A 15,801-nucleotide genomic window follows, 5' to 3' on the forward strand; every position below is an offset into this window, starting at 1 on the left:
CACATCCGACCGTGGGATCAGACGCGCACGCGGGCCGTCGCCGCCGCGACGTCGGCCTGGGCCCGCCTGCGGTCCACCTTGGTCGGTTCGCCGTCCGCGACGACCTGCTCACCGGCGACCCACACCTCCCGGACGGGCCGCGATCCTGCCGCCCACACCAGGTTGGCCACCAGCTGCTCGTCGGGCACGTCGATGCCCGCGGCGAACGCCGGGTCGTCCGGGTTGACGTGCACCAGGTCGGCCCAGCGGCCGGTCTCGACCACGCCGATGTCGTCCCGGCCGAGCGCGGCCGCGCCACCCCGGGTGGCCAGCAGAAGCGCGGCTTCGGCAGGCAGCGACGTGGAGTCCTCGGTGGCGAGCCGGGACAGGAACGCGGCCAACTGCATCTCGTGCCACAGGTCGAGGTCGTCGTTCGACGCCGGGCCGTCGGTGCCCAGGCTGACGCGAACGCCCGCCTTGCGCATGTCGGCCAGCCGGGCGATGCCGGAAGCGAGTTTGGCGTTGGAGCCGGGACAGTGCGCGACGCCGGTGCCTTTCGTGGCGAACAACGCGATGTCGTCATCGTCGAGGTGGACGCAGTGCGCGGCCAGCGTCCGGCCGTCGAGCAAGCCGATCTTGTCCAGCAGGCGGGGCACCGAACCGTGCTGGGCGCGCTGCTCGGTGTCCTCGTTGCGGGCTTCGGCCACGTGGATCTGCACCAGGGCGTCACGCTGTCGCGCCGAGTCGTTGACCTGGCGTAGTGCCTCTTCCGGCAGCAGGTAGGCCGAGTGCGCACCGTAGCTCAGCTCGATGCGGTCGCCAGGGCCGAAACGCAGGCCGTCGGTGTCGATCCACTTGTCGACCTTGTCCACCACCGGGCGCCAGTCCAGCCCGGGCAGGTCGATGATCGACACCCCGAGCACGGTGCGGCCGCCGGTGGCCAGCACGGCCTCGGCGATCTGCTCGGCGTGGAAGTACATCTCGGCGCTGGTCGTCACGCCGTGCCGGAGCATCTCCACCGAGCCGAGGACCATGCCCGCACGCACGTCGGCCGGGGACATCTTCGCCTCGGCCGGGAAGATCACCTCGTGCAGCCAGCGCAGCAGCGGCAGGTCGCCGCCCATGCCGCGCAGCACGGTCATCGGGCTGTGCGCGTGCGCGTTGATCAGGCCGGGCAGCAGGATGCCGGACAGCCGGGTGACCGGCACGTCGGAGTCGATCTGCGGCGCCGCGGAAGCCGGACCGGAGTAGCCGATGCGGCCTTCTGCGGTGATATCGACGACGGCGTCCCGCACCACCGAGCACTCTGGGTCGCAGGGCAGGAGCACGGGAGCGGTGAGACGACGAGCAACCATGCACGCGATCCTAGGCTGCCCGCGTAGCGGGGTGGTCGGCGCGCGGTGCTGTCCGGGTGTGCGGTGGGATGGCCAGCGCGGTGCTGTCCGGGTGCGCGGTGGGATGGCCAGCGCGGTGCTGTCCGGGTGCGCGGTGGAGTGGTCGGCGCGAGGCGTTGGCGAGGATGTCGGGGTGGTCGGCGCGACGTGCTGCCGGCGTGTCCGGCGATTCAGGTCGAAGCCGCGTGCTCGGTGCGCCGCCGGACCGTGTCCCCGGTCAGTCGCCGGCAGGCCCGTCGGCGACCTTCTCGAAGATGAGGTCGCGGCACTCCCGGCCTTCCCGTTGCGCCCGCGCCTCGAACTTGGTCACCGGCCGCCACTCCGGACGCGGCGCCCACCCGGTCTCCGGGTACCGGTTCCGCAGCAGCGGCTCGTCGGAGCAGACCTGCAGCATCTGTTCCGCGTAGTGCTCCCAGTCGGTGGCCATGTGCAGCGTGCCGCCGGGCTCCAGCCGCTCGGCCACCAGCCGGACGAACGGTGGCTGGATGAGCCGCCGCTTGTGGTGCCGCTTCTTCGGCCACGGGTCCGGGAAGAAGATCCGCACCCCGTGCAGCGAATTCGGCGCGACGTGATTGGTCAGCAGCACGACCGCGTCGCCGTGCAGCAGCCGCAAGTTCGTCAGCTCCAACCGGTCGGCGCGCAGCATGAGCTGGCCGAGGCCGGCCTCGTACACCTCGACGGCGACATAGTTCAGTTCCGGTGCGGCGTGCGCCAGCTGCGAGGTCGTCTCCCCCATGCCGGAGCCGATCTCGAGCATGACCGGGGCTTGCCTGCCGAACCAGTCGGCGAAGTCGATCGGGCCCTCGGGCAGCTCGGCGATCTTGCGGCCGTAGGCCGGCCACCGCTGTTGCCAGGCACGCTGCTGGCCGACCGTCATCCGGCCGCCGCGCTGCACATAGCTCACCACGCTGCGCATGCGGGGTTGCTGCTCACTACGCACGGATCGACCCTACTGAGCGTCCGAACACGCGCCCGAGGGGAGTGTGGTCAGCGCAGCGCTTCGATGTTGCCCAGCTGGGCTCGCAGGCCGGCCAGGCCGTCGACCGCGATCGGCTCCGGGGTCGGGCCGGTGTGCGCGGGCAAGATGTCGATCCAGCCGTTGTGCCGGTCGGTCAGCAACAGGGTCGTCGGCACGCGGTACCCGGACGGGCCGTGCTCGGACGGGACGAACTCCCAGTACCCGGACTCACCGTCGGCCGCCCACGGCACGAACTCCCAGCCGGTGCGCGGCTCGAGCAGCTGCGCCACCCGGTCCTCGATGCGGAAGGCGGTGACGCGGGAGTCGATCTCGCCGCGGTGCAGCGCGCGCAGCCACCACGGGGCGGGCACGCTCGACGCGTTGCCCGTGGCCAGGCACGCCTGCCGGTAGAGGGCAAGGACCTGGGACTGCGGTGCGCGGTGCAGGAACGCGCGACGGATACCGGCGGGGGTCGTCGCACTGGCCGCGCTACGGGGTACTTCGACTGCCTGTAGCCACTGCAGCGCCGCGGTGGGCTCCACGTGCAATCGGGGATCGGGGAAGGCTTTGCTGTCAGTGTCGGCAGCAGGCAAGTGGTACACCTCCAGCGGGCTCACAAACACGCCCGTAGGTCCATTTGACCTGGTCAGGGGCGTATTAGCCGCAGTTCGTGAGGGGTATCACAGGCGCTTTACGCAGTCTTAACACCGCGGTCGCTTCGCGTGCACCCCTACTGCTGTCGTGCTTACCCGTTAAGCCGTTACCGACACACATGGCATGCTGCTTCCTTGGCACCGCCAGCCATGGTCCGAACGGATGGGGGACACCACAGGTGATGGAGCAGGGCACCCTCGCAGGGCCGCTGTCGACGTCGGTGGCGAACCTGTGCCGGCGACTGCAACCTCAGGTCGGCCCGCGGATGGCCGCAGGTTTCGCCGAGGTGTTGCGCAGGCTGGGGGCTCCGCTGCAGGTCGCGGTCGCCGGACGCATCAAGTCCGGCAAGTCGACGCTGGTCAATGCGTTGATCGGGCGCCGGGTCGCGCCGACAGACGTCGGTGAGTGCACGCGCTTGGTGACACGATTCCAGTACGGCACGGTCGACCGCATCGAGGTCGTGATGCGCGACGGGAACAAGGAAGTGCTCCCGTTCGCCCCCGACGGCATGATCCCGTCGACCCTGGGCATCGACATCGGCAAGGTCTCGCACATCGAGGCCTACCTGACCAACGCGGTGCTGCAGGACATGACGGTCATCGACACCCCCGGCCTCGGCTCGCTCGACGCCGCGTCGGTGCGCAGGACCGAGAACTTGCTGGGCAACACCGGCAAGCACCGCAAGCCGGACGACGACGATGACGAGCTGGACGGCGCGGAGCTGGACGACGTGTCCAAGCACGCGGTCGCGGGCGCGGAAGCGGTGCTGTACGTGGTGACGCAGAGCGTGCGCGCCGACGATCAGCAGGCGTTGGCCGCGTTCACGGCGGCGACTGCCTCCCGGGACGCCGGACCGGTCAACGCCATCGCCGTGCTGAACAAGGCCGACACGATCCCCGCGGAGTCCGTCCAAGGCGCCGACGGGGACGTGTGGAAGGCGGCGTCGATCCTGGCCGAGCGGCAGGCCGCCACGCTCAAGCCCAAGGTGGCGGACGTCCTGCCGGTGATCGGGCTGCTCGCGGAGTCGGCGGAGACCGGTGCGTTCACCTCCGCGGACGCCGAGGGCCTGCGGCAGCTGTCCGAACTCGAGGACGACGTGCTGGAGACCATGCTGCTGTCCGCGGACGTCTTCACGTCGTGGGAGTGCGACGTTCCCGCGAGCACGCGCATGCGTCTGCTGGAACGGCTGGACCTGTTCGGGATCCGCGCCGGGGTGCAGGCGATCCGCTCGGATCCGTCGATCACCGCGGGTGGGTTGCGCCGCACGATCCTGGACGCGTCCGGCCTCGAAGCGGTCCGGGCCCGGCTGAACACGGTGTTCGCCGCGCGGGCCGACGGCATCAAGGCGGCCGCCGCGCTGGCGTCGATCGCCGCGCTGGCGCACGCCGCCGAAGATCCGGCCGAGCGGAACAGGGTGCGGGACGCGATCGAGGTGTTGCTGGCCAAGCCCGAGGCCCACCAGCTGCGCGTGCTCGAAGCATTGACGCTGATCACCAGCGGAGCCGTCGACCTGCCACCGGATCTGACCGAAGAAGTGCTGCGGGTCGGCAGCAACGCGGACGTCCGGGTGCAGCTCGACATGCCGGATGCCGACCGTGCCGCGCTCGCCGAGCGTGCGCTGGAGCGCGCCGGCTGGTGGCGGTCGTTCGCTTCGTTCGGGGCCACCCCGGCGCAGAGCCGGGTGGCCCATGTGGTGCATCGGGCGTATTTCCTGATCTGGCAGCAGCTGCGCGAGGGGAAGTGAGGACAAGCAGTGGCCTGGTTCGGTAGGAAGAGCGACTCCACCAAGCACGACGTCGACAGCAACGGTGAGGCCGAGGTGGACGAGCATGCCGCGCGGGTGGCCGAGCCCGGCGTGGCGCACGACGTCGCAGCGGATGACAGCCCGACCGGCCAGATCGCCGCGCAAGTGATCGCCGACAACGACATCAAGCCGGCCGACGACGAGCTCACCCGGCTGCGTGCGGAGCGGGCCACGCTCATCAAGCTCTGCCTGTACGCGCTGGACCGGGCGCGCAGCGGCGGCGTCGTCGAGCGCCTGGAAGAGGGGTTGGCCGGCGTCGGCGTGCAGGCCCTGCGGCCGGACGGCGAGAAGTTCGACCCGTCGCTGCACGAGGCGGGAGGCACGGTGGCGACCACCGATCCGGAGCTGGACGGCACGGTCGCCGAGACCGAGCTGGTGGGCTTCCGCGACGGCGACGAGCTGCTGCGTGCCCCGATCGTCACGGTGTACTCCTGCAAGTCGGGGGACGCTGGATGACGGTTCCGAATTTCTTCGCCGCCAAGGTCGCCGACGCGCTGCCGGATGTGCTGCGCAAGACCACCGACAGCCTGCTCGGCACGCTCAAGGAGGTCGACCCCGAAGCGGCGGGCTGGGTCACCGACGCGCGGCGCAGGCAGGAGACCAAGCCGTCGGTCGTGGTGGTCGGGGAGACCAAGCGCGGCAAGAGTTCGCTGATCAACGCGCTGCTCGCGTCGCCGGGGCTGTCTCCGGTGGATGCGGACGTGGCGACCGCGACGTACCTGGTGTTCGACCACGCCGAGCAGTGGCGGGCCCAGGCCTGCTACCCGGGGCGGCAGCCGGTGCCGTTCGAGGTTTCCGAGCTGCCGATGTGGACCTCGGCCGCGCACGAGCTGCCCGCGGGCCAGGTGCCGCCGCGGTACGTCGAGGTCGCCGGGCCGTGCCCGTTGCTGGAGCGCATCTGTGTGGTGGACACCCCGGGCGTCGGCGGGCTGGATTCGCAGCACGGGGAGTTGGCGTTGGAGGCGGCTGCCTCGGCCACCGCGTTGTTGTTCGTCGTGGACGCGTCTGCGCCGCTGACCTCCAGCGAGCTGCACTTCCTCGACAAGATGAGTGACAGCGTGGAGACCGTGTTGTTCGCGCTGTCGAAGGTGGACGTCTTCCGTGGGTGGGAGCAGATCCGGGACGCCAACCGGGAACTGCTGGCCGAACACGCGCCGCGTTTCGCCGACGCCGAATTCCACCCGGTGTCGGCCCGCTTGTTCGAGATGGCGAGCAAGGCGCCCAACGAGCAGGCCGCGGCGATGCTGCGGGAGAAGTCCGGGGTCATCGCACTGCAGACGGTGATCCAGCAGCAGCTGATCGGCAAGGCCGAGCTGCTCAGCGGTGCGAACACCATGCGCACCCTGATCACCGCGTTCGACGAGCAGGAAGCCAAGCTGCAGGCCGAGCGCCGGACGCTGAACTCGTCCGAGTCCGAGGCCGACGCGCTGCGCGCCCGCCGCGACGAGCTGAACGCCGAACGCAAGTCGTCCACCCGCGGGTGGGTGTTGAAGCTGCGCAGCGAGGTGCAGCACGCCCGGGTCGACCTCAACCACGAGGTCGCGCGGCAGATGCGGGACGTGCAGACGTGGTTCCGTCACCAGATCGACGCCGCCGACAAGGACCAGCTGGAACAGCTGCCCGCCGAGGTCGACTCGGCGCTGCAGGTGGTGTCGTCCCGGTTGACCGCGTTGCTGTCGCAGCGGCTGAACGAAGTGGCGGACAACGCGCTCGCCGAGTTGTTCAACCCGGAGGAGCTGCAGCAGTTCCGGGCGCAGCTCGCGCGCACCGGTCAGCCGCACGTCATCATCCGGCCGCCGGATCGCAAGCCGTCCACCGCCGAGGACAAGCTGATGATCGGCATGGGCGCTTACATGGGTATCGGCGCCAGCAGCATGGGGTTGACGTTGGCCACCGGCGGGGCGATGACGCTGGCCACCGCGGGCCTGGTCGCCGCGCCCGTGTTGGCCGTCGGGCTCGGCGCCGGGTGGTGGATCGGCCGCACGCGCAAGCACGCGGCGAACAAGCAACACGTCAAGACGTGGCTCACCGACGCCATCGCCGACGCTCGTTCCACGATGGATCAGCTGGTGCAGGAGCAGCTGATCGAGGCCGAGCACCAGCTGCACATGGCGTTGGAGGAGGCGCTGACCAAACGGGTCGAGGCCATCGAGACCGAGCTGCAGAAGGTCGACGAAACGTTGAAAATGACCGCGGTGGAGAAGTCCAAGAAGCTGGGCGCGGTCGGTAAGAAATTGGCCACGGTGGACCAGGCACGCGCGCAGGCCGAGGAGATGTTGACGAAGGTGCGGGCCCGCCTGGGTGGCGGAAGCCGGTTGTGACCGGGAACCGAACCGGCCTAACGTGAGTCACATCTGGCGTTGACACCGAGCGGGCGGACTGTGCCGGTACCAAAGGGGATGGAGAGCTATGTACGTCGATGAGACTGGCGGCAGCGAACCGACCGTGACCAGCAACGAGGAGCTTTCGGTCACCGTCGACGGCACGGAGTACTCCACCGAGATGAACGTCGACCTCGACCAGGACGGGGTCACCGACGCCTCGGTCGTCAACAACGCCGACGGCACCAAGAGCATCTACGCCGACACCGACGGGGACAAGGTCGCCGACGAGTACGCGGAGATCAGCGAGACCGGTGAGATCGTCGCCGAGGCGAGGTTCGACCAGGCGAGCGGCGAATGGGTGGCGGTCGACCCGTCCCTGCCGCCGGGTGACGAGCCGGGCGGCGGCGACCCGGCGCCGGCCCCGGAGCCCACGCCGACGGACACGTCCACGGCGGGCGGCGGCGTCATGAAGGCCGAGCTGCCCAGCGGCGAGGTCGAGGTGGGCGCGCCGACGCTGGACACGAACTCCGACGGGGTCAACGACACCGCGGTGAGCGAGGACCAGGACGGCAACACGTACTACTTCACCGACGTGAACAACGACGGCGAGGCGGACTACGTGGTGGTCGTCGGCCCGGACGGCAGCACGCAAGCGCTGGAGCACCAGGGCGACGGGCAGTGGAAGCAGGTCGAAGGTGTGGAGAGCGCACCGGGCGGGGCGCCCGCAGGCGCCGACTCGGGCAGCAGCTTCACCGAGGGTGTGGTGAAGATCGACGCCAGCACCGGCTTGTGGGTGAACATGAACTGACGCAACGAGCGTGCGCAGGCCCGGCACGGTCCGACCGTGCCGGGCTTTGTCGTGCGTGGGGGTGCGGCTGATCGCCCGCCGCCGATGGGGCGTGCGGCTGGCTGGATTCGTTGCTGGGGCGTGCGGCTGGTCGGATTCGTTGATGGGCCGCGCGGCCGGCCGGATTCGTTGATGGGCCGCGCGGCCGGCCGGATTCGTTGATGGCCGTGCGGCTGGCTGGATTCGTTGAGCGGCCGTGCGGCCGGTCGCACTCGTTGAGCGGCCACGCGGTGGCCGCAGTCGCTGATCGGCCGCGCGGCTCGCCGCACTCGCTGGGCCGCGCCGCCCCGGCAGCCCGTACCCGCTGCACCCCGCCGACGCCAACCCGCGAACCCGCATCGCCCGCCCGAACCCGCTCCGGCGCCCGCGCGAGCGCCGGTCTCCTTGCCCGGATTCGGGTACGACGGCACCGAAAATCCTCCACGAATGGAGGCCTTTCGACCTAACTGAATCGATTCCCTGATCGTTCTTGTGAGAGAACCGACAGGTCAGCCCTCTCGTCTGCGCGCGACGCGCGGTTACTCTCGAAGCAACCCCACTTCGAAGCCGCTGGCGGCAGCGTCGCCGTCAGCGGTTTGAGTTTTTCGGTCACCGGCAAACGCGAGCCCACGCCGAGGGGTCCGCGCTTCGTGCGCCGGTCGCCTCGGTCGGAGTCAGGAGTAACGAACAGATGACCGCTGTAGCCATCCCTGGACTGGACGCCGCACCGACGACGCACAGCAAGGTGCTTGCGTGGGTGCGGGAAGTCGCTGAGCTGACCACGCCGGACCGAGTGGTGTGGGTCGACGGTTCCGAAGAGGAGTCGGCGCGCATCAACCAGAAACTCGTCGACGCAGGCACGTTCGTGCCGTTGAAGTCCAAGCCCAACTCCTACTGGGCGGCCTCCGATCCCAACGACGTCGCTCGGGTCGAGGAACGCACGTTCATCTGCTCGCAGCGCGAAGAGGACGCCGGGCCCACCAACAACTGGATGCACCCGGACGAGATGAAGGCGACCCTGACCGAGCTGTTCCGGGGCTCGATGCGGGGCCGCACGATGTACGTCATCCCGTTCTGCATGGGTCCGCTCGGCTCGGACGACCCGAAGCTCGGCATCGAGATCACCGACTCCGAGTACGTGGTGGCCTCGATGCGCATCATGACCCGGATGGGCCAGGCCGCGCTGGACAAGTTCATCGCCCCTGACGGCACCGAGCGCGAGTTCGTGCCCGCGCTGCACTCCGTCGGCGCGCCGCTGGAGCCCGGCCAGAAGGACGTGCCGTGGCCGTGCAACGAGACCAAGTACATCGTGCACTTCCCCGAGGAGCGGGCGATCTGGAGCTACGGCTCCGGCTACGGCGGCAACGCGCTGCTCGGCAAGAAGTGCTACTCGCTGCGCATCGCCTCGGTGATCGCCCGCGACGAGGGTTGGCTGGCCGAGCACATGCTGATCCTCAAGCTGATCAGCCCGGAGGACAAGGTCTACTACATCGCCGCGGCGTTCCCGAGCGCGTGCGGCAAGACGAACCTGGCGATGCTGCGGCCCACCATCCCGGGATGGCGAGTGCAGACGCTGGGTGACGACATCGCGTGGATGCGCTTCGGTGAGGACGGCCGGCTGTACGCGGTCAACCCGGAGGCCGGCTTCTTCGGCGTGGCGCCGGGCACCAACCGCAAGACCAACCCGCACGCGATGGACACCATCGACAAGGGCAACTCGGTGTTCACCAACGTCGCGCTGACCGACGACGGCGACGTGTGGTGGGAAGGCATGGAGAACGAGCCCGCGCACGCCACGTCGTGGAAGGGCGAGGACTGGACGCCCGACTCGGACGAGCCCGCCGCGCACCCGAACTCGCGGTACTGCACCCCGATGTCGCAGTGCCCGATCCTGGCGCCGGAGTGGGACGACCCGAAGGGTGTGCCGATCTCGGCGATCTTCTTCGGCGGGCGGCGGAAGACCACCGTTCCGCTGGTCACCGAGGCGCGCGACTGGCAGCACGGCACCTTCCTGGGCGCCACGCTGTCGTCGGAGAAGACCGCCGCGGCGGCGGGCAAGGTCGGCGAGGTGCGGCGCGACCCGATGGCCATGCTGCCGTTCCTCGGCTACCACGTCGGTGACTACTTCCAGCACTGGTTGGACACCGGTAAGAAGGCGGACGCGAGCAAGCTGCCGCGGATCTTCTACGTGAACTGGTTCCGTCGCGGTGAGGACGGCCGCTTCCTGTGGCCGGGCTTCGGCGAGAACTCGCGCGTGCTGAAGTGGGCGATCGAGCGGATCGAGGGCAAGGCGGCCGCGAACGAGACCCCGATCGGTTGGGTGCCCAGCGCGGACGACCTGGACCTCGAGGGCCTGGACGAGCCGCGTGAGGACATCGAGGCGGCGTTGAAGGTCGACCCCGAGGAGTGGAAGGCCGAGATCCCGCTGATCGAGGAGTGGTTCGCCAAGATCGGCGACAAGCTGCCCTCGTCGCTGCGGGACGAGCTGGCGGCGCTCAAGCAGCGGCTCGGCTGACACCGGCAACGCAAAGGCCCGGGAGTGTAAGTCGCTCCCGGGCCTTTTGCTGTGTGAGGAAAGCACCCACGGTTGTGCGCAGGTCGCGGATAGTTACCCCCAGATGTGGATGGGCTTGTGGATAACCTGTGGAGTCAATGCTCCGTTCGGTGGATTACTGCCGCCAGTTACCAGATCATGCCGGATCGATTGCAACCGGTGCACCGTTTGCCTCGTCGAAATGTGTGACCGGCAACACTGCCGGGTGGATCCGCAGAAAGAAGGTGAGGCGAGATGCTTGCGCACATGGCGATGTTGGCGCTCGCCCTCCTTGTCCTCGTCGTCGTACTCCTCGTCGAGTTCGGGGATGGTGACACCGGGGGTTCGGGCCCGGACGGCTCCGCGGACGACGACCGGATCGACCAGACGTATGCGACGAGCGGCCCGCGAAGCGACGGCTGACTCGTCGTCGGCGCCGATGGTTGGGGGTAGGCGTCCGGACTGACGAAAAACCGGGGCCGCAGGCGTCCCGCCTGCGGCCCCGGGGCTTGAAAGAGGCATTGGAAAACCCCGTGGTGCTGCCAGGTCGGGGGTCCGCCAGCATCACGGGGTCACCTGGGCTATCGATGCCCACGTTCAGCGTGTTACACATTTGCCGGAGTGTGGTCTGAATCACTCAACCTAGCGTATTGGCGTGCCCGAATAATGCCATTTTGTCCAATTTTTCCTGTTAATGGCCCGTGCGGGGCTGAACGCAGGCGCAATCAGTCATCCGGCCGGTTCAGCAGGTACTGGCCGAAATGCGGCACGGTGAACGCGATTCGGCCGCGCTCGGCGGAGTAGACGAGTCCCTTTTTCATCAGGCTGTCCCTGGCGGGCGACAGCGAGGAGGGTTTGCGGCCGAGGAAGACCGCGACATCGGCGCTGCGCGCGGCCTCGTCGCGGCCGTTGGTCAGCTCCGCCATCGCCAGCAGGTACTCCCGCTCTGCCGGGGTTGCTCGCTCGTAGCGTGAACCGAAGAATCCGACGGCCAGCTCGGCCTCCGCCTCCGGGGCGGAGACCCGGACGTCCTCGGCCGCGATCGGGTCGGTCGGCGCGGCATCCCATGCCGCCTTCGCGTAGGCCTGGATGAAGTACGGGTAGCCACCCGAGGCCTCGAACAGTGCGTCCAGGGCCTCCGGCTTGATGCCCGCGTCCTCGCGCTCGATCGGTGCCAGCACCGCACGGTCGGCGTCGCCGCGTTCCAAGCGGTCGATGCGGGTGTAGCGGAACAGCCGCTCGGAGTACGACTTCGACGCGGACAACACGGTCGGCAGATGCGGCAGGCCGGCGCCCACGACGACGAGCGGCGCGCCGGACTGCGACAGCTCGTGGCAGGCTGCGCACAAGGCGGAGACGTCCTGTGGCTGCAGGTCCTGCATCTCGTCGATGAGCAGGGCGACGCCGGTCCCGACGTCCGCGGCAAGCTCGGCGACGTCGGTGAACAATTCCACCAGGTCGATCTCGATGTCCCCGGAATCCGCTCGGCCGCTCGCCGCGGGCACGTCGATGCCCGGCTGCCAGCGGTCACGGAGTTTGGCGTCGGGCTTGCTGGCGCGCAGCGCGAATGCCTTGAGCACGCCGAGCACTTCGTCGACGCGGTCCGGCGCGCGGTGTCGTACGGCGAGATCGCGGATCGCGCGGTGCAGGGCGGCCGACAGGGGTCTGCGCAATTCCGACTCCGGGCGGGCCTCGATCTTGCCGGTGCCCCAGCCGCGACGCATCGCCATCGAACGCAGTTCGCCGAGCAGCACGGTCTTGCCGACGCCGCGCAGGCCGGTGAGTACCAGGCTGCGTTCCGGGCGGCCGCGCGCCACGCGTTCCAGCACGACCTCGAAGGCCTGCAGCTCACGTTCCCGGCCGGCGAGCTCCGGGGGTCGTTGTCCGGCGCCGGGGGCGAACGGATTGCGTACCGGGTCCATGCCATAGAACGGTATCCGGATCTCTAGCCCAGGTTCGATATTGCGGCATACGACGCTAGGCGTGTCGGGTGAAATGAGGTGGGGGTGGTCGCGGTGTCGGCGCGGATCGCGGGTTGCTGCGCGACGGCGGGTGGATCGCGCGATCCGGATTGCGGTCTCTGGCCTCGTCTAACGAAATCTTGGGTTCGCCGAATGATCCGCAATAGAAGCGGAGACGCAGAGGTCGAGAGGCGGTGCGCGAACGTCCGTTGGAAGCGACGGGGTGAAGGTGTGCTGGGCGCGAACGTCCACTGGATTGTGACGAGGTGAAGGTGTGCTGGGCGCGAACGTCCGCCGGGTAGCGACGGAATAGCCACGCTGGGCGCGCAAACGTCCGCTGGAAACCGACGGGGCCAGGGCATGCTGTGCGTGCGGAGCGGCCGCCGAATGGCGATGGGAGAAGGCGTGCTGCGGGGACTTGTTGCGAATTATTGGGCTCTCTAGCGCGCGGACGATAGAGCGCTATGTGTCGGGAGAATCCGGGTTGTGTCGGCCCTTATGGGGCCGTCTAGCTCGCCGCCAATAGTCCGGAAGAGTCCGCTACGAACAGGCATAAGCCCGTGGCCGGGTCTGCAGCCCCGGCCCCGGACTCATGCCAGGTTCGCCTCGGCGTAGGCCTTCATCGCGTCCCGGATGAACGCGGCCGTGCCATCGCCGTGCTTGTCGTAGTTCTGCGTGAAGCGAGGGTCGTCGACGTACATCTGACCCAGGCCGGCGAACTGTTCCGCTGATGGCCTCTTGTCGCCCCACGCGGTCGTGATCCACTCGTAGTGCCGCTGCGTGATCGCCTGCGCCACCTCGCCCGCCGGGTCCTCCCCGGCCTGGTAGGCGCGAGCGTAGTCGACCGCGATGGATTCCTGGGTCCGCATGAACTCGCGCTTGCCCGCGTCGTCGAGCGAACGCCACCACCGGTCACTTCGTTCGTATGACTCCTTGCCCCATCGTTCGATGACTTCGTCCTTGTACTGCGTGTGGTCGAAGCCGTCGAACGCTTCGTTCGCCATGATGGGCTCCCCTTTCTCCAGTGCGTCGAGGGTTCGGCTGACCGACGCGATTTGCCTGGCCAGGCGGGCCTGCTCGGCTTTCAGCCAGTCCAGGTGTGCCCGCAACGCGGTACGCGAGTCCGCTTCGCCGTCCAGTACCTCGGCGATGGCGTCCAATCCGAGGCCGAGGTCGCGCAGCAGCAGGATGCGCTGCAATCGCACCAACGACTCCTGGTCGTAGTACCGGTAGCCGTTGCTGCCCACCCGGCTCGGCTTCAACAGTTCGCGCTCGTCGTAGTGGCGAAGCGCGCGGCTGGTGGTGCCCGCCGCCTTGGCGATCTGGTGGATCGACCATTCGGACTTGGCTCGCGCGACGGTCATCGATCCCTCCTTTCGTTACGACAACCACGGTAGAAGTTGACGTAACGTCAAGGTCAAGCCCAATGTTCGAGTGATCCGCCGTAGTCATCACGAAATCTGGCCCTCTCTAGCGAAATCACTAGAGAGGGCCAGATTGACCTACCGTCACCTACTTCGCGGCGACCTTGCGGTACTTGCTCACCGCCAGCGGCATGAACACCGCGATCAGCACCACACAGCTGATCAACGCGTACAGCGTCGGGTTCTGCTGTGGCCACGCGTCCGTCGGAGGCAACAGTTGGTGGTTGCCGAACAGCGACCGCACCGAGTCGGACAGCGCGCTGATCGGGTTCCACTCCGCGAACACCTGCAGCGGGCCGGGCAACCGGTCGGCCGCCACGAACACCGTCGAGATGAACGTCACCGGGAAGATCCAGATGAAGCCCGCGCTCTGTGCCACCTCGACGCTGCCGGAGATCAGCGCGATCAGCGAGCCGACCCAAGCCATGGCGAACGCGAACAGCAACAGCATCAGATACGCCAGTACTGCGTCAGTGACGCTGCCGCGGATGCGCCAGCCGATGAGCAAGCCGCACAACGACATCACCAGGAGGCCGAGCGTCGTCACCGCCAGGTCGGACAGCGTGCGACCGAGCAGCACGGCCGAATTGGACATGGGCAGCGAACGGAACCGGTCGATGATGCCCTTCTGCAGGTCGTTGGCCATCCCGATGACCGTGAACGCGGAGTTGAACGCCACGGTCTGGACGAAGATGCCGCCCATCAGGAAGTCCCGGTACGCCACCGGATCGTCGCCGATGCTGCCGCCGAAGACGTAGGCGAACAGCAGCACGAACATGATCGGCTGCACCGTGGCGCTCAGCAGCAGCTCGGGGTTCCGGCGGATGTTCATCAAGTTCCGCCACGTGATCGTGCCGCCGTCGCTGAGCGTACGAGCCAGCGCTCCGCCGAAGCCGCCTTGCGGAGCCGTTGCCAGCGTCGTCATGCCTTCACCTTCTTCTTGCTCTTCGAGCTCTCCTGGGCGGGCTCCTCGGCCGCGCGCCCGGTGAGCGCCAGGAACACGTCGTCGAGAGTCGGCCGGTGCAGCGCCACGTCGTTGACCACGACGCTGTGCTGGTCCAGCCTGCGCAGCGCCTCGATCAGCGCCTTCGTGCCGGTGTCCACCAGCACCTCGGCGCGGCGCGTGTGGGTGTCGATCTGCGGTTCGCCGGAGCCGACGTCGGCCAGCACCTGCTGTGCCAGCGGCAGGTCGGTCGGCTCGGCCAGCACCAACTCGAGTCGCTCGCCGCCGACCTGGGCCTTCAGCTGATCGGCGGTGCCACGGGCGATCACCTTGCCGTGGTCGATCACCATGATGGTGTCCGCCAGCTGGTCGGCCTCCTCCAGGTACTGCGTGGTCAACAGCACCGTCGTGCCGTCCTCGACCAGCTCGCCGATGACCTCCCACATGTCCATCCGGCTGCGCGGGTCGAGCCCGGTGGTGGGTTCGTCGAGCGCCACGACCGCGGGCTTGGCGACCAGTGCCCCGGCCAGGTCCAGCCTGCGGCGCATACCGCCCGAGTAACCCTTCGCCGGACGGTCGCTGTCGTCGGTCAGCCGGAACCGGGCCAGCAGCTCACGGGCGCGTGCCCGCGCGTCCGCCCGGCTCATGCCGTACAGCCTGCCGACCATGTAGAGGTTTTCCGCGCCGGTGAGGTGTTCGTCGACCGCCGCGTACTGACCGGAGAGGCTGATCGACCGGCGGACCTCCGCCGGCTGTCCGAGCACGTCGTGGCCCGCGACGTACGCCCGGCCGGCGTCGGGTCGCAGCAATGTCGTCAGGATGCGGACGGTCGTGGTCTTGCCTGCCCCGTTCGGACCGAGCAGGCCGAGCACTTGGCCCCTCGGGATCTCCAGGTCGACGCCGTCGAGCGCCTTCGTTGATCCGAAAGACTTGACCAGGCCTTCCGCCCGTACCGCAATTTCGGATTCGCCAGTAGCCATGCGAGAGAAAGTACGGACCGA

The 15,801-nt window shown here is 68.6% G+C and carries 13 protein-coding genes; 6 read left to right on the plus strand and 7 right to left on the minus strand.

Going from position 1 to position 15,801, the window contains the following annotated elements; all coding sequences use genetic code 11:
* Positions 1 to 17: 17 nt before the first annotated feature.
* The 3 genes from YWM_RS0118305 to YWM_RS0118315 all read right to left on the minus strand — a co-directional run bounded on the left by YWM_RS0118305 (position 18) and on the right by YWM_RS0118315 (position 2,939).
* The gene (locus tag YWM_RS0118305) at positions 18 to 1,334 is read right to left on the minus strand and encodes an amidohydrolase family protein (RefSeq protein ID WP_043661510.1); all 1,317 of its coding nucleotides are present in this window, start codon (positions 1,332 to 1,334) and stop codon (positions 18 to 20) included.
* A gap of 256 nt (positions 1,335 to 1,590) precedes the next feature.
* Positions 1,591 to 2,289 (minus strand): tRNA (guanosine(46)-N7)-methyltransferase TrmB, encoded by a 699-nt coding sequence (gene trmB, locus YWM_RS0118310; RefSeq protein ID WP_043661513.1) that lies wholly within the window; start codon positions 2,287 to 2,289, stop codon positions 1,591 to 1,593.
* A gap of 71 nt (positions 2,290 to 2,360) precedes the next feature.
* On the minus strand, positions 2,361 to 2,939 hold the full coding sequence (locus YWM_RS0118315; RefSeq protein ID WP_043661952.1) for a hypothetical protein: 579 nt from the start codon (positions 2,937 to 2,939) through the stop codon (positions 2,361 to 2,363).
* A gap of 227 nt (positions 2,940 to 3,166) precedes the next feature.
* Between YWM_RS0118315 and YWM_RS0118320 the strand changes: the two genes are divergently transcribed.
* The 6 genes from YWM_RS0118320 to YWM_RS26295 all read left to right on the plus strand — a co-directional run bounded on the left by YWM_RS0118320 (position 3,167) and on the right by YWM_RS26295 (position 10,895).
* The gene (locus YWM_RS0118320) at positions 3,167 to 4,729 is read left to right on the plus strand and encodes a dynamin family protein (protein WP_043661516.1); all 1,563 of its coding nucleotides are present in this window, start codon (positions 3,167 to 3,169) and stop codon (positions 4,727 to 4,729) included.
* Positions 4,730 to 4,825: 96 nt separating this feature from the next.
* Positions 4,826 to 5,245 carry a nucleotide exchange factor GrpE gene (locus YWM_RS0118325; RefSeq protein WP_169721015.1) on the plus strand — a complete coding sequence of 140 codons (420 nt, stop codon included), beginning with the start codon at positions 4,826 to 4,828 and terminating at the stop codon, positions 5,243 to 5,245.
* Positions 5,242 to 7,110: a dynamin family protein gene (locus tag YWM_RS0118330; protein WP_028851906.1), complete on the plus strand. Its 1,869-nt coding sequence runs from the start codon at positions 5,242 to 5,244 to the stop codon at positions 7,108 to 7,110. Before YWM_RS0118325 ends, YWM_RS0118330 begins: the two co-directional genes overlap by 4 nt.
* A gap of 88 nt (positions 7,111 to 7,198) precedes the next feature.
* A complete protein-coding gene (locus YWM_RS0118335; RefSeq protein ID WP_028851907.1) occupies positions 7,199 to 7,921 on the plus strand; it encodes a DUF6802 family protein in 723 nt (240 codons plus the stop codon).
* A 709-nt stretch (positions 7,922 to 8,630) separates the two neighbouring features.
* Entirely contained in the window at positions 8,631 to 10,454 is a 1,824-nt protein-coding gene (locus tag YWM_RS0118340) for a phosphoenolpyruvate carboxykinase (GTP) (protein ID WP_028851908.1), read from the plus strand.
* 273 nt (positions 10,455 to 10,727) lie between these two features.
* The gene (locus YWM_RS26295) at positions 10,728 to 10,895 is read left to right on the plus strand and encodes a hypothetical protein (protein WP_156914832.1); all 168 of its coding nucleotides are present in this window, start codon (positions 10,728 to 10,730) and stop codon (positions 10,893 to 10,895) included.
* A gap of 302 nt (positions 10,896 to 11,197) precedes the next feature.
* On the opposite strand, the gene YWM_RS0118350 is transcribed toward YWM_RS26295, so the two are convergent.
* The 4 genes from YWM_RS0118350 to YWM_RS0118365 form a co-directional block, all read right to left on the minus strand.
* Positions 11,198 to 12,394 (minus strand): ATP-binding protein, encoded by a 1,197-nt coding sequence (locus YWM_RS0118350; protein WP_028851909.1) that lies wholly within the window; start codon positions 12,392 to 12,394, stop codon positions 11,198 to 11,200.
* 629 nt (positions 12,395 to 13,023) lie between these two features.
* Positions 13,024 to 13,797: a MerR family transcriptional regulator gene (locus tag YWM_RS0118355; RefSeq protein WP_028851910.1), complete on the minus strand. Its 774-nt coding sequence runs from the start codon at positions 13,795 to 13,797 to the stop codon at positions 13,024 to 13,026.
* Positions 13,798 to 13,945: 148 nt separating this feature from the next.
* Positions 13,946 to 14,782 carry an ABC transporter permease gene (locus tag YWM_RS0118360; RefSeq protein ID WP_052345104.1) on the minus strand — a complete coding sequence of 279 codons (837 nt, stop codon included), beginning with the start codon at positions 14,780 to 14,782 and terminating at the stop codon, positions 13,946 to 13,948.
* Entirely contained in the window at positions 14,779 to 15,780 is a 1,002-nt protein-coding gene (locus YWM_RS0118365) for a daunorubicin resistance protein DrrA family ABC transporter ATP-binding protein (RefSeq protein ID WP_028851912.1), read from the minus strand. The genes YWM_RS0118360 and YWM_RS0118365 overlap by 4 nt, the downstream gene beginning before the upstream one ends.
* Between the last annotated feature and the right edge of the window lie 21 nt (positions 15,781 to 15,801).

The sequence above is a fragment of the Thermocrispum municipale DSM 44069 genome (assembly GCF_000427825.1).
In the GTDB taxonomy this organism is placed as follows: Bacteria; Actinomycetota; Actinomycetes; order Mycobacteriales; family Pseudonocardiaceae; genus Thermocrispum; species Thermocrispum municipale.

Bases quoted from the DNA above. Each gene is read 5' to 3' on its own strand.
- YWM_RS0118340 (WP_028851908.1), top strand. From the start codon at position 8,631: ATGACCGCTGTAGCCATCCCTGGACTGGACGCCGCACCGACGACGCAC.
- YWM_RS0118360 (WP_052345104.1), bottom strand. From the start codon at position 14,782: ATGACGACGCTGGCAACGGCTCCGCAAGGCGGCTTCGGCGGAGCGCTG.
- YWM_RS0118320 (WP_043661516.1), top strand. From the start codon at position 3,167: ATGGAGCAGGGCACCCTCGCAGGGCCGCTGTCGACGTCGGTGGCGAAC.
- YWM_RS0118365 (WP_028851912.1), bottom strand. From the start codon at position 15,780: ATGGCTACTGGCGAATCCGAAATTGCGGTACGGGCGGAAGGCCTGGTC.
- YWM_RS0118355 (WP_028851910.1), bottom strand. From the start codon at position 13,797: ATGACCGTCGCGCGAGCCAAGTCCGAATGGTCGATCCACCAGATCGCC.
- trmB (WP_043661513.1), bottom strand. From the start codon at position 2,289: ATGCGCAGCGTGGTGAGCTATGTGCAGCGCGGCGGCCGGATGACGGTC.
- YWM_RS0118335 (WP_028851907.1), top strand. From the start codon at position 7,199: ATGTACGTCGATGAGACTGGCGGCAGCGAACCGACCGTGACCAGCAAC.
- YWM_RS0118305 (WP_043661510.1), bottom strand. From the start codon at position 1,334: ATGGTTGCTCGTCGTCTCACCGCTCCCGTGCTCCTGCCCTGCGACCCA.
- YWM_RS0118330 (WP_028851906.1), top strand. From the start codon at position 5,242: ATGACGGTTCCGAATTTCTTCGCCGCCAAGGTCGCCGACGCGCTGCCG.
- YWM_RS26295 (WP_156914832.1), top strand. From the start codon at position 10,728: ATGCTTGCGCACATGGCGATGTTGGCGCTCGCCCTCCTTGTCCTCGTC.
- YWM_RS0118350 (WP_028851909.1), bottom strand. From the start codon at position 12,394: ATGGACCCGGTACGCAATCCGTTCGCCCCCGGCGCCGGACAACGACCC.